The sequence below is a fragment of the Hydrosulfovibrio ferrireducens genome (genome assembly GCF_046883345.1).
Classification (GTDB): Bacteria; Desulfobacterota; Desulfobulbia; order Desulfobulbales; family Desulfurivibrionaceae; genus Thiovibrio; species Thiovibrio ferrireducens.
Genome location: NZ_JALKCW010000013.1, coordinates 128,295 through 140,759 on the forward strand (window position 1 = coordinate 128,295; position 12,465 = coordinate 140,759).

16 protein-coding genes are annotated in these 12,465 nt (G+C 54.8%); 11 read left to right on the top strand and 5 right to left on the bottom strand.

What is annotated here, in order from left to right; genetic code table 11:
• Positions 1–20 precede the first annotated feature (20 nt).
• The 3 genes from MWR57_RS06390 (at position 21) to MWR57_RS06400 (ending at position 2,346) form a co-directional block, all read left to right on the top strand.
• Complete coding sequence (locus tag MWR57_RS06390) at positions 21–509, top strand: QcrA and Rieske domain-containing protein (protein ID WP_423123971.1); 489 nt, start codon at positions 21–23, stop codon at positions 507–509.
• Between the two features lie 187 nt (positions 510–696).
• On the top strand, positions 697–1,776 hold the full coding sequence (gene leuB / locus MWR57_RS06395) for a 3-isopropylmalate dehydrogenase (protein ID WP_423123972.1): 1,080 nt from the start codon (positions 697–699) through the stop codon (positions 1,774–1,776).
• A 36-nt stretch (positions 1,777–1,812) separates the two neighbouring features.
• Positions 1,813–2,346, top strand: coding sequence for a peptidylprolyl isomerase (locus MWR57_RS06400; protein WP_423123973.1), 534 nt, complete (start codon positions 1,813–1,815; stop codon positions 2,344–2,346).
• 93 nt (positions 2,347–2,439) lie between these two features.
• Here the strand turns inward: MWR57_RS06400 and MWR57_RS06405 are convergent, their stop codons facing one another.
• The 3 genes from MWR57_RS06405 to tatA all read right to left on the bottom strand — a co-directional run bounded on the left by MWR57_RS06405 (position 2,440) and on the right by tatA (position 4,937).
• On the bottom strand, positions 2,440–4,185 hold the full coding sequence (locus MWR57_RS06405) for an eIF2A-related protein (RefSeq protein WP_423123974.1): 1,746 nt from the start codon (positions 4,183–4,185) through the stop codon (positions 2,440–2,442).
• 280 nt (positions 4,186–4,465) lie between these two features.
• Positions 4,466–4,693, bottom strand: a complete 228-nt coding sequence (locus MWR57_RS06410; RefSeq protein WP_423123975.1) for a Sec-independent protein translocase subunit TatA/TatB — start codon at positions 4,691–4,693, stop codon at positions 4,466–4,468.
• A gap of 49 nt (positions 4,694–4,742) precedes the next feature.
• A complete protein-coding gene (tatA, locus tag MWR57_RS06415) occupies positions 4,743–4,937 on the bottom strand; it encodes a twin-arginine translocase TatA/TatE family subunit (RefSeq protein ID WP_423123976.1) in 195 nt (64 codons plus the stop codon).
• A 222-nt stretch (positions 4,938–5,159) separates the two neighbouring features.
• Between tatA and MWR57_RS06420 the strand changes: the two genes are divergently transcribed.
• From MWR57_RS06420 to MWR57_RS06435, 4 genes are read left to right on the top strand one after another with little or no spacing between them, the layout of a single operon-like run.
• A complete protein-coding gene (locus MWR57_RS06420) occupies positions 5,160–5,435 on the top strand; it encodes a hypothetical protein (RefSeq protein ID WP_423123977.1) in 276 nt (91 codons plus the stop codon).
• Positions 5,423–6,334, top strand: coding sequence for a metal ABC transporter solute-binding protein, Zn/Mn family (locus tag MWR57_RS06425; RefSeq protein WP_423123978.1), 912 nt, complete (start codon positions 5,423–5,425; stop codon positions 6,332–6,334). The genes MWR57_RS06420 and MWR57_RS06425 overlap by 13 nt, the downstream gene beginning before the upstream one ends.
• Before the next feature lie 10 nt (positions 6,335–6,344).
• Positions 6,345–7,124 (top strand): metal ABC transporter ATP-binding protein, encoded by a 780-nt coding sequence (locus tag MWR57_RS06430; protein WP_423123979.1) that lies wholly within the window; start codon positions 6,345–6,347, stop codon positions 7,122–7,124.
• Positions 7,111–7,971 carry a metal ABC transporter permease gene (locus tag MWR57_RS06435; RefSeq protein ID WP_423123980.1) on the top strand — a complete coding sequence of 287 codons (861 nt, stop codon included), beginning with the start codon at positions 7,111–7,113 and terminating at the stop codon, positions 7,969–7,971. Before MWR57_RS06430 ends, MWR57_RS06435 begins: the two co-directional genes overlap by 14 nt.
• Before the next feature lie 51 nt (positions 7,972–8,022).
• Here MWR57_RS06435 and MWR57_RS06440 read toward each other — a convergent pair whose 3' ends face one another.
• The gene (locus tag MWR57_RS06440) at positions 8,023–9,270 is read right to left on the bottom strand and encodes an integron integrase (RefSeq protein ID WP_479723949.1); all 1,248 of its coding nucleotides are present in this window, start codon (positions 9,268–9,270) and stop codon (positions 8,023–8,025) included.
• A 564-nt stretch (positions 9,271–9,834) separates the two neighbouring features.
• Between MWR57_RS06440 and MWR57_RS06445 the strand changes: the two genes are divergently transcribed.
• From MWR57_RS06445 to MWR57_RS06455, 3 genes are all read left to right on the top strand, one after another.
• On the top strand, positions 9,835–10,176 hold the full coding sequence (locus tag MWR57_RS06445) for a MarR family winged helix-turn-helix transcriptional regulator (protein ID WP_423123981.1): 342 nt from the start codon (positions 9,835–9,837) through the stop codon (positions 10,174–10,176).
• A 69-nt stretch (positions 10,177–10,245) separates the two neighbouring features.
• A complete protein-coding gene (locus tag MWR57_RS06450) occupies positions 10,246–10,989 on the top strand; it encodes an SDR family oxidoreductase (protein WP_423123982.1) in 744 nt (247 codons plus the stop codon).
• A gap of 228 nt (positions 10,990–11,217) precedes the next feature.
• Positions 11,218–11,487, top strand: coding sequence for a hypothetical protein (locus MWR57_RS06455; protein ID WP_423123983.1), 270 nt, complete (start codon positions 11,218–11,220; stop codon positions 11,485–11,487).
• On the opposite strand, the gene MWR57_RS06460 is transcribed toward MWR57_RS06455, so the two are convergent.
• A complete protein-coding gene (locus MWR57_RS06460; protein WP_423123984.1) occupies positions 11,435–11,707 on the bottom strand; it encodes a hypothetical protein in 273 nt (90 codons plus the stop codon). The two genes, MWR57_RS06455 and MWR57_RS06460, sit on opposite strands and share 53 nt — an antisense overlap.
• A 151-nt stretch (positions 11,708–11,858) precedes the next feature.
• Here MWR57_RS06460 and MWR57_RS06465 point away from each other — a divergent pair, with 151 nt between their 5' ends.
• Complete coding sequence (locus tag MWR57_RS06465) at positions 11,859–12,275, top strand: cupin domain-containing protein (protein WP_100120406.1); 417 nt, start codon at positions 11,859–11,861, stop codon at positions 12,273–12,275.
• The last annotated feature ends 190 nt before the right edge of the window (positions 12,276–12,465 follow it).

Here is a 12,465-nt window from a genome sequence, read left to right on the forward strand (position 1 = left end):
TGAAAACCCGAGCGAAACGCATGGGAAATATGCCCCCTGATGATCTGCTGAATCGCCGGAAATTTCTCTCCGGCTCCGCAAGACTGCTGGTCATGCTCTCCTCCTTCACCGCCCTGGCCTGCGCCTGCACCCGGGAAAAAGAAGAGGAACGTCGACTCACCGATCTTGTCATCGAACAGGGCAAACTTGTTCTTGATCTGGGGGAAAACCGCTATCAGGCACTCAAAACCATCGGCAGCGGCCTGAAGATAGAGATTACCCTGCAGGAAAAACCGCTCCTCGTCACCAGGGTCTCGGAGACACGCGTCGCCGCCTTTTCCTCGCAATGCACCCACGCCGGCTACGAAATTTTACTGCCCGAGCAGGGGATACTTGCCTGCGCCAGCGGGCACGGCGGCATCTTTGACCTGGAGGGCAGGGTGCTGGCCGGACCGGCCAAGAGCAATCTGCCGCACTACCCGGCTCAATTGATCGCCAACCGGGTGTATGTCGCCTACCCCTTTGGCTGATCCTGCTAGAAAGGGTTTCACGGGAACAACCACATTGATCTTGCGCATCTTTACCCTGATCAGGTATGGTGTTGCCCCGTACATTCCCTCGCAAGGGGAGTGCCTGAGAACCCAAGCCGTTGGAAGAGAACACGGTCGTCCTCCCGGCGACCAAAACGGCTCCTAATACAACCCAAGGATATGCCAGATGAAAAAGATAGCAGTATTGGCCGGCGACGGCATCGGCCCGGAAGTCATGCAGGAAGCGATCAAGGTGCTGGACGCGGTCCAGCAAAAATTCGGCTTCAGCCTTGCTTATGAACACGCGGATGTGGGCGGCTGCGCCATTGATAACCACGGCGAGGCCCTGCCCGCCTCGACCCTTGCCGTGTGCGAGGCCAGCGACGCCATCCTCTTCGGCTCGGTGGGCGGCCCCAAATGGGAATCCCTGCCCCCGGCCCAGCAGCCGGAACGCGCCGCCCTGCTGCCGCTGCGGAAACATTTCGAGCTCTTCTGCAACTTCCGCCCGGCCCGGATCTTCAAATCCCTGGCCGCGGCCAGCCCCTTGCGCGCCGATATCGTGGGGGACGGCTTTGACATCCTCTGCGTGCGCGAACTCACCGGCGACATCTACTTCGGCCAGCCCAAGGGCAGGGAAGGTTCCGGCCCCAACGAAAAGGCCTACGACACCATGGTCTACCACCGCTGGGAGATCGAACGCATCGCCCGCCGCGCCTTTGACGCCGCCCGGCTGCGCCGCAAGCTCGTCACCTCGGTGGACAAGGCCAATGTGCTGACCACCATGGTGCTCTGGCGGGAGGTGGTCATCGAGATCGCCAAGGAATACCCGGATGTAACCCTGAACCACATCTATGTGGACAACGCCACCATGCAACTGGTCAAAAATCCCCACCAGTTCGACGTCATGCTCTGCGGCAACATGTTCGGCGACATCATCTCCGACGAATGCGCCATGATCACCGGCTCCATGGGGTTACTCGCCTCAGCGAGCCTCAACGAAAAAGGCTTCGGCCTCTACGAGCCCGCGGGCGGCTCCGCCCCGGACATTGCCGGCAAAGGCATCGCCAACCCCATCGCCCAGATCCTCTCCGCCGCGATGATGCTGCGTTTCAGCCTGGATCAGGGCGCAGCGGCGGACGCCATCGAAAAGGCGGTTGCCGCGGTGCTGGACAAGGGCGTGCACACCCCGGACATTGCCGTAGACAAGAGCAAGGCTATTGGCACCGCTGCCATGGGCGACGCAATAGTTACAGAATTGCAGAAGTAATATCTTAGATAACTCTACCAAATCACGAGGACCACCATGAGCGACTTGACCGCCACAATGACCACGAGCAAAGGCACCATCACCCTCCGGCTGTTCGCCGATAAAACCCCCGTAACCGTGGCGAATTTCGCCAATCTTGCCCGGCGCGGCTTTTACAACGGCCTCAAATTCCACCGGGTAATCCCGGATTTCATGGTGCAGGGCGGCTGCCCCAAGGGCACCGGCACCAGCGGCCCGGGTTATGACTTTGAGGACGAATTCGACGCAAGCCTCGGCCACACCAAGCCGGGCATCCTCTCCATGGCCAATGCCGGACCTGGCACCAACGGTAGCCAGTTTTTCATCACCCATGTTCCCTGCCCCTGGCTGGACGGCAAACACACGGTTTTCGGCGAAGTCGCCAGCGACAAGGATCAGGAAGTGATCAACAGCATCAAACAGGGCGACACCATCACCACGGTGATCATCGACGGGGATGTGGCCGAACTTTTTGAAAAGACCAAGGACAAGCTCAAGACCTGGAATCTCGCGATCAGCATGCGTTTCCCCCAGCTTCCCCAGGCGGAATAAGAAGGCATGAGCCGGAGCTTCTGCTTTCGGTTCCAGACATAAAAAAAGGCGGGGTTTCCCCGCCTTTTTTTATTCTCCCGCAACACAATTACATCAGGGCATCATCTTTAAGCTTTGCGCCGCATTGACATTGCCGTTGGCCGCCGCCTTCTGATACCATTTTTTCGCCTCCTCCATATCCTGCTTCACCCCGCCCCCGACCTCGTACATGTAGCCCAGATAGTACTGGGCCTCGGCATCATTCTGCTTGGCAGCCTTTTGCCACCAGTTGACCGCTTCCTGGTCACTCTTCTTCACGCCCCTGCCCAGGCTGTACATGAAGCCAAGACGGTACTGCGCCTTGGCATGTCCCATCGCCGCAGCCTCGACAAAAAGCTTGTGGGCCTGGGCATAATCCCGGGGCACCCCTTCTCCCTTAAAAAAGCGCAAGCCTTCCTCGTACAGACCGTTTTTATCCTTGGCCACCGGCGCAGGCGGCGCAACCTTGACCACCGGCTCCGGTTTTGCCGGTTCCTTTGCCGCAATCTTGGTTTTTTTCTCTTCAGGCTCCAAGGGTTTGGGCTCTGTCTGGGTGCGCACCTCTTCGCTCTTTGCCTGGGGCGGCGGCGTCACAGCCACGGCAACCTTCTGTTCCGCCTGCAACTGCGCCCGGGCTGCGGAATGCCCTTTTCCCGCGGCAAGGGACCACCATTTCCTGGCCTCATCGAAATTCCTGGCCACCCCTTTCCCTTGATTGTACATGGCGCCAAGCCGGAACATGGCCTCCAACTGGCCGCTTTCCGCCGCCTGCTGATAGAGCTTCGCGGCCTGGCCAAAATCTTGCTCCATGGGATCCGTGCCTGCCTCAAACTTCATGGCCTGGGCAAGGAGGGAATCCGGGCCGCCTTGACCGGGGGGGGTCCAGACCCGGATTGCGCCATCCAACCCCCCGGAAACAAGATGTTTTCCGGCAGGGGAAACAGCCAGTGAGGTCACGGAAAGGTCATGCCCTTCATAAAAATTGAACAGCGCGCCCCCGCTTTTCCGCCAGGACAAAATATGCCTGCTTTGGGTGGCACCCATGACGTACCGGCCATCCGGGGAATAGGCCACGCTGTTCACCGGATCGAGCTCCGGGTCTCGCAAAACCCGCAGACGCGCGCCGGATTCGGCATCCCAAACATATACCGAGCCATCGCGGCTGCCGGTGACAAACTCCTTGCCGTCGGGTGAATAGGCCACACAGAGCACCCAATCACCATGCCCCGGAATTGTGCGGATCAAGCGCACATTAACGGCATCCCACATCTGAATCTTGCCGTCCCAGTTTTCGGTGGCGACAATATTTTTGCCGTCCGGCGAATAGGCAAGGGCCAGGAGGTTATTCTTGGTTTCCTTCTGGGTCGTTTCCAGGGTTCCATATTTGACGTTCCAGATCCGGAGGGTGTTGTCGTTGCCCACCGAGGCGATGCGGTTGCCGTCCGGCGAAAAAGCCAGATCCGTGATCAATTGAGTATGTTCCCGCATGTCCTGCACGAGTTGCCCGTTTGCCAGATCCCACACCTGCACGGCATTGCCACGACGCCCTCCCGCCGCCACCGCGGCGGCGAGCAACAGCCCATCCGGGGAAAAGGCCACGGCATCGGCGCTTTGCAGATCCTTGCCCAAGGTGAGCAGAAGCTTGCCGGAAGTACTGTCCCATACCGTGACGGTTCCATTATCCCCGGCTGCGGCAATTTTTTTTCCGTCGGCGGAACAAGCCACCCCATTGATAATGTCTGTTTTTTGGCCGGGAATGGTTTTGACGAGATCAGGGTTTCCCGAGGCGCGGGAGGGGGCGGCGAAAAGCGCAATACCCATGCAACCCACCAGAAAAACAACACCCGCAGCCCGATACACCGGAATTATCCCCCAACGCGAAAAAATGCGATGCAACACAGTCATGCCACCTCCAAACTATTTTTCTTGCATGGCAAGGATCGGAAAAAGACGAAGCGCCTCGGCAGGGTGCCATCTCTGCCGGCAACGCATCATTGTATATACAGAACGTTCCGGAATACAAGCAGGATCTTGCGCATAAAAAAAGGCAGACAGATACCGAGTATCCGCCTGCCTTGTGGGTCCAACACTGGTTACCCGCTTATTTGGAAAATGGGCTGGCCAGCTCCTTGACCTTGCCGACTTCTTCCTTAAGGGAAGCAACCTCTTTCACGCCCGGCACGGATTCTTCCACCTCATGCAGACCCTTTTTGAAGGAAGAAATAGCCTTGCCGAGGCCGGAGCCGAGTTCCGGCAGCTTTTTGCCGCCAAAAACCAAAAAGGCGATGCCCAAGATAACAACCAATTCCGGAGTACCCAAGCCAAACATATCCATTCTCCTTTTGCAAATTCGCGCCAATCAGGCGTGCTGTATCAGGTCAGGCGGGGCCGGAGCCCCCTTCCTTATCTTTTTCCTCGATTTTTTCCTGCTTGTCCGCATCGCGGGTGGCTTTTTTAAAATTTTTGATGCCCTGGCCGATTCCCGCGCCGATTTCAGGCAGCTTGCCCGCACCAAAGATGATGACGATTATCACCAGAATAACGATGAGCTCCGGCATTCCAAGTCCAAACATGTAAAACCCCTTTCACCTGACGGCAAACATATGTGTATGTCACAACGCTACGATGAAAAAACCATATGAGTTATGTATACCATAAGAAGATGAAGAAGCAACCCTCCTTTTCGATCGCCTTCCCCGGCTCTGCCGGGTGCGCGCCAAGACACATTCCCCATTTACACAGGTAATACTTTGTATTACGATCAGACCACACCGGAATGCAGCCAGGGGAACACCATGCGCAATAAAAAACAGGAAACCATCACCTTCAAAGCCGATGAAGCACTGGCCAAAGCCCTGCACACGGTGCCCAACAAATCCGAATTCATCAGAAACGCCATCCTGAACGCCCTGGAAAACGGCTGTCCGCTCTGCCAAGGCACCGGCATTCTCACTTCCGAGCAACGCTCCCACTGGGCCAAATTCCTCAACACCCATTCCCTGCAGAAATGCGAGGAGTGCAAGGCCGTCCATCTTGTCTGCGGGAGCAACGACAACCCATGCCGGCATTGAACCTTTCCAGACTCTTTCCCGCCGCGCTTCTGTTTCTGGCCCTCACCTGCGGGACTGCCAGTTTCGCTTCGGCAGCAGGAGGAACGACGAAGATGGCGATCTTTGTCACTGTGCCGCCCCAGGCATATCTTGCCCAAAGAATCGGCGGCGAGGCGATTGAGGTGCATACCCTGGTGGGCAAGGGGCAAGACCCGCACACCTTCGAGCCAACCCCGCGCCAGGCAGCGGCCCTGGCCGGAGCCCGCCTGTTTTTCACGGTTGATATCCCCTTTGAGAGGCAGCTTGCGGCCAAGGTCACGGCCAACAATCGCAATCTGCGCATCGTGGACTCCACCCGGGGCATCGTCCGTTTACCCCCCACGGAAACGGACCATCACCAAACACATGCCAGGGAAGCCCACTCCGGCAACGAAGCAGACCCCCACCTCTGGCTGTCCGCAAACAACCTGCGGATCATGGCCGACAATATGGCTAGCGCCCTGATTGACGCCATGCCGGAGCGCAGAGAAGTTGTACAAAAAAATCTCGCCTCGCTCCAGCATGAGATCAGCGCTCTGGACACACGGTTGACCAGTCTCCTGGCTCCGCACCGGGGCAAAACCTTTTACGTCTTCCATCCGGCCTTCGGCTATTTTGCCGCAGCCTATGGCTTACAACAAAAAAGTGTGGAGATCAGCGGCAAATCACCCACCCCGAGGCAGCTTACCGCCCTTATCCGCCAAGCCAAGGAAGAGCGGGTGCGCACCATCTTTGTTCAGCCGCAATTCGACCGCAAGAGCGCCGAGACCGTGGCCCGGGCCATCAACGGAACCGTGATCCCCATCGACCCCCTGGACCGGGAGGTGCTGCGCAGTCTCGCCGCCAGCGCCGAAGCCATCGCCCAATCGCTGCAGCAGTGAAGGAACAGCCATGAGTGCCACCAGCACGCAGGAAACAGCCGTCCGCATCCGGGATCTTGATTTCGCCTACAACGGAACGCCCATCCTGGAAAATGTCACCTTGGATATAATGGCCCGCGATTCCCTCTGCATCGTGGGTCCCAATGGCGGCGGCAAGACCACCCTGCTCAAGCTCATCCTCGGGTTGCTCAAACCGAACCGGGGCGAGATTGAGGTGCTGGGGCTTCCCCCGGAAAAAAGCCGCTTGCGCATCGGCTATGTGCCGCAGTACGCGCGCTACGACCCGCAGTTTCCAGTGACCGTGCTCGATGTCGTGCTCATGGGCCGCTTGGACCGGATCTTCTGCGGCGCCTACGCCAAGGCCGACCATGAGGCCGCCCTGGCAGCCCTGGCGGAAATGGGGCTGGCGGATCTGGCCGACCGCCTGTTTGCCGAAATCTCCGGAGGGCAAAGGCAGCGGGTTCTCATTGCCCGGGCCCTGGCCGCCGAAGGCGAGCTGCTGATCCTGGACGAACCCACGGCCAACATCGACGCCGCCTCGGAGGAGCAGCTCTTTAAACTGCTCACCACGCTCAACGAACGGCTCACCGTCATGCTGGTCACCCACGATGTCGGCTTTGCCTCGAAGTTCTTCAAGAGCATCGTCTGCGTCAACCGCCAGGTCGTGCTCCACCCCACCAGCGAGCTGACCGGCGAACTGATCCGCAACATGTACGGCGGCGACATTCGCATGATCCGCCACGATCACCGCTGCTCCCCGGAGGGCCACTGCACCCATGGAATTTCTTGAGGCCCTGGCCGACCCGGCCATCCCCTTTTTGCGCTACGCCTTGGCCGCCGGCATCCTGGCCAGCCTCTCCTTCGGCATCATCGGCACCTATGTGGTGGCCCGCCGCATCACCTACATCGCCGGGGCCATTGCCCATTGCGTGCTCGGCGGCATCGGGGCCGGGCTCTACTGCCAGCATAAGCTGGGGATCACCTGGTTCGGGCCCCTGTCCGGCGCCATCGCTGCGGCGCTTCTGGCGGCGATCATCATCGGTTTGGTGAGCCTGCACGCCAACCAGCGGGAAGACACGGCCATCGGCGCCCTCTGGGCCATCGGCATGGCCATCGGCTTGCTGTTCATCGCCAAAACCCCGGGCTACATCGAGCCGATGAGCTATCTGTTCGGCAATATTCTGTTGATCTCGAAATTTGATCTCTGGATGGTGCTGGTGCTGGACGCGCTGGTGGTGGGAACCGCCACCCTGTTTTACCATAAATTTCTGGCCGTCTGTTTCGACGAGGAGTATGCCAGGCTGCGCGGGGTGCGCACCGACCTGTACTACCTGCTGCTCCTCTGCCTGACTGCCTTGACCGTGGTGCTGCTGGTCCGGGTGGTGGGGATTGTGATGGTCATTGCCCTGCTGACCCTGCCTGCGGCAGTGGCGAGCAACTTTGCCAAGGGGCTCTGGCAGATGATGGTGCTGGCCACCCTGTTTTGCATCGGTTTCATCGGCTCGGGGTTGGCGATCAGCTACAACTTCGATCTGCCCAGCGGCCCGACCATCATCGTGATTGCGGGGTTGATCTACCTGGCTGCCGCTTGCGTACGGCAATTCCGCAAGAACAGCAGGTTACGCTCCGCAGTTTAAAACTCACCTCGGCAAAATGTTGCCTTCCAGAATTCCCTGGTATCTCCCCCGCTACCCATCCAGAGGACTGGTGACGCCAAGCAGGTTTTTGCCCGCCACATGGGTGTATATCATAGTGGTTTGCAGATTGCTGTGGCCGAGCAGATTCTGGATCGTTCGGATATCGTAGCCCTTTTCGAGAAGATGGGTGGCGAAACTGTGACGAAGCGAATGTACCGAGGCGTTTCGTTCTACCCCGGCCTGGCGGGCCGCCCCCTTAAAAGAGCGTTGCAGGTTGGAGATGTGGATGTGGTGCCGCCGATGTTTGCCGGACCGAGGATCGTCGGACAAAGTCGGAGCAGGAAAAACCCAGAACCATGCCCATTCCCTGCCTGCATTGGGATATTTCCGCGCCAAGGCATCGGGCAGAGCCACCCCTTCGCCCTTGCCGTCGCGGAAGTCCTGATCAAAAATGAGACGAGCTTCGTCCAAGTGGCGCAACAGGTCATTCTTTAAAGACTCGGGCAGAACAGTGACCCGATCCTTATCTCCCTTACCGGAACGGACCGTCAGGGTGCCCCGCTCAAAGTCGAGATCCTTTGTGCGCAGATCGGCGCATTCCTGAATCCGCAAGCCGCATCCGTAGATCAGCTTGGCCATCAGCAAGTAAACGCCTTGCAGGTGCGCGAAGATACGCTGGATTTCCCGGCGGCTTAAAACCACCGGCAGACGACGCTTGGAACCGGCCCGCACGGTTTCACTGATATCGGTAAGATCTCGGTCGAGGACATGCCGGAATAAAAAGAGCAGAGCGCTGAAAGCTTGGTTTTGAGTCGAAGAGGAGACCGTCTTTTCAACAGCGAGATAACTGAGGAAGCGCTTGACGTCCGAAGAGTCGATTTCGAGGGGAGGTTTCCCCGCCAAAAACCCTCGAAATACCCGCAGCCATTGCAGGTATGATTTTTCAGTCCGCAGCGAACGGTGCCGCAGACGCAGAGCCTCGCGCATCAGCGTGGCCGCCTCTTGCCAAGATGCGGCGGAAGACGAAGCCGTTGCGCCGTTTGCCTCCGGGCCTGTCCGGGAGAGATGGAAGAGGAAAAGCCGGATCGCCTCCCGCGCCTGCTTGACCTGCCACTCTTCCTTGTTTTTACCCATAAACTGGAGAAAATCCTGCACCTGGCCTTCGTTGCTCGGCACGGAAGCGGATTTTTCACAAAAAGAAAGATAGTTGGCAACCCAGCGGAGAAAATAGGGGAGCTGTTTTTTCTGGACAAGCCGCCTATCCGTAAGATACGCTTCGAAATCATGCAGCGAGGTCATGGATAATTCTCCAGCGAGATTATCTAGCGCTAGATAATGATAAACATTTATCGTTATCTAGCGTCGGTGCGAGATAATGATAAAATAGGCTACATTTTATTGCAAGGAAAGTTGTTAGGCAGGCAAGAGGGTCACAAAATCTCGCGCTAGATAATAATATAGTTCGGCGGTGAAGATAGTACCCATGAACATGAAAATTATTGGGGAAAAGTAAAGATGTTCGATAGACTGATTCAAGAAATTCAAAGTTAAGAAGCATGGCGGCTCAAAATAACCAACTATATTTTTTTAAATGCTCAATTCCACTATTGTGTTGCAAGAAAACTTCTTTCTCTTGCCCCTTCATTCCCTAACTTTAACAGCACATTAATCGAATTTTCCTGAGAAATAAGAAGAAGTCTAACCTGTAGCAAAATTATTTGACTTTGCGCAGATGGTTGTGTATACAACTATCGTATGAAGTTTACATATAATCACAATCATTCTTTAGGGTATTTAAGTGGCTTGACAAATAGATTGCTTGGCAATCTACTCGCTAAGCGGTTCCAGGAAGCTGGAATCGACATGACATCCGAGCAGTGGGGAGCCATAATCGTGCTGCTTAATGGTGGGGCCATGACTCAGATGCACCTCGGAGAACAGCTATGCCTTGAAAAATCAAGTGTGAGTCGCCTGGTAAATGGACTTGAAAAACGAGGCTGGGTTGAACGAGCCAAGAACCTGAAGGATAACAGGCAGAATATCGTTACGCCGACACAGAAGGTTCTTGAGACGGCAGAACATTGTGCGGTTATAGCTAGGAGAATTCTTGAAGAAGCACAACGAGGTATGACTGAGGATGAGATGCTGGTCTTTAGGTCTCTCTTATCAAAAACTATAAAGAATCTAAAGAAACTGCAAAAATAGGTGATATTTTTTGCCCCGATATGCTGTAAGCATTAACATAGAACAATTTTTACTAATCCGGAGGTTGACATGATAAAACGTAATGCCCTGATTACTGGTGGTGCAAGAGGAATTGGTGCAGCGACGGCAAAATCTTTGGCTGAAGCTGGACATCGAATTTTTATTAACTTTGTGAACAGCACTAAGGTTGCAACAGACCTTGCCGAAGACATTAAGAGAAATGGGGGTGAAGCATTCCCTGTGCAGGCAGATGTTCGAGATGACAATCAAGTTAAAGCAATGTTTGATAAAATAAACAACCAATGCGGTGGGGTCGATATACTTGTATCAAACGCAAATATGAATTTTACAGCTAAGCCTTTTATGGAGCAAACATGGGAAGAATTTTCTCAAAAATTAAATGACGAAATGCATGCCTCGTATGTGACAGCAAAATATGCTGGCGAAAAGATGAAAGAAAAGCAATTTGGTCGCTTGATTTTTATCTCCAGTACATTATCTGAAAGTCCAGTACCAAGCTTTATTGCTCACGGTTCAGCAAAAGGAGCACTTGATAGTTTTAGTAAATACCTCGCTCAAGAACTAGGTCCTTATGGAATTACTTCAAATATTGTTGCCCCAGGACTGGTACTTACTGACGCAACAAAACATGCACCGGATGATTTTAAAGAGATGGTTCGAATGCATACACCAACTCAAAGGATTGCAGTCCCCGAAGATGTTGCTAATGTAATTACATTTTTAGCAAGTGATAACAGTTCCCATGTAACAGGCACGTACACCCCTGTGTGTGGCGGAGCTTATTTACCTTAATTTGAACAATGTCTTCTTGTTTATAGTGTTGCGGACACCTCTGGAACATTTTCACATCCAAAAGTAACATGTCCCAAAGATTATCAAAATAAAAGAGAGCGCCGAACCAGGCGCTTGAGTGGACGCGGTGATCTTCGGCGGCGCTGAAGCGGCAACTTCAGGTGGCGCGCCACTCAGCTCAACGTTGGGCTTCAAAACACACATACATCCCAAAAAGAGGAGGGTGTCATGGTATCAAACGAGACATTACTGCACTTGAGCGGCGGCTCTATTCTGTCGCAGGCAATCATCATTAATGCACTCCATGAGGCAAAAGTAATAGATAAGAAAATCATCATAGAAAAACTGCAATCTTGGGTAGAAGAGGCGCAGAAGCTAGATAACGACTTCCCGGATGACATCAAGCCTTTAGAATTACTTGCTTCCATACTCAGCGACGATAACCCTACCCCTCGTCCTGATTGGTTTCGAGGGGTGCTGTCGGGTGGAAAGAATTGAAAAAGGCATCTAACACAGAACGGGCATGGCGCACCTGGCAGCACGGTTCTCCGAGGGCAATAATGGCCAAGCCAGTCTTGCCAGTTTCTTTTTTATAAGGCTCAAGGCATCCCACACCAAAACCATTCTGCCCATTATGAGCATATGTTAGCACCGTTACCTCGATTTCTTGATTATAAACTGCCAATTCCTTCACCAGATCGCCAACAGTTTTAATCATGAAAAAGACCTCCTAAATAAAGTAGAAAGGGGCATAGCCCAACAATAAAATTAACCTGACCGCGTGAAGCTCCGCGTTGCTTCCTGCCAGTCCTCGGCGCGGCCAGGTTATCCTTGGCGTTATGCGGCACTCATCGAAATGGAGATTGAAAATGAACAGACTAACTAAACTCATCTTATTCGGGGCGGCTCTAGCTGCGTCTGTAGCTCACGCACAAGATCCGAAAGACATCCCACAAAAATCTGGGGTAACACCTACGGATCTCATAGTACGCGGAGTGGACGGCACAGCGAATCTGGACTTCACAGTCATAGATGTGAAGTACGAGCCAGGTGGTGTCAACCGTCGCCATTTTCATCCGGCGGCGGTCACCTTCTATGTAGTTTCTGGGACACCAGTTTTCCAGCAGGAGGGCAAGGAACCCATTACCCTAAAACCCGGTGACAGCCTACTCGTTCCGGCCGGCACCACTCATTCCCATTGGAACCCTAGTAAGACTGAAGGTGTTCGATGGCTGGAATTCATCGTGGCTGAAAAAGGTAAAGGAAGATCCATCCGAAAGCCTTGAATAGAAAGTTTCGCCTCATAATCACGAAAGGAAAATGTAACCGCGACCAGCCGCCTTTGGTCGTAAGCAGAAAAGTAGAGGCCCATGAAGTACACAACCAAGTGCCGCATAACCATGCGCTGCAGCGAACCCGGCATGACGTCGTGGTTTGCAATCCACGCGTCCCGTGCGCCGGGTCGCTGAGCTTGGG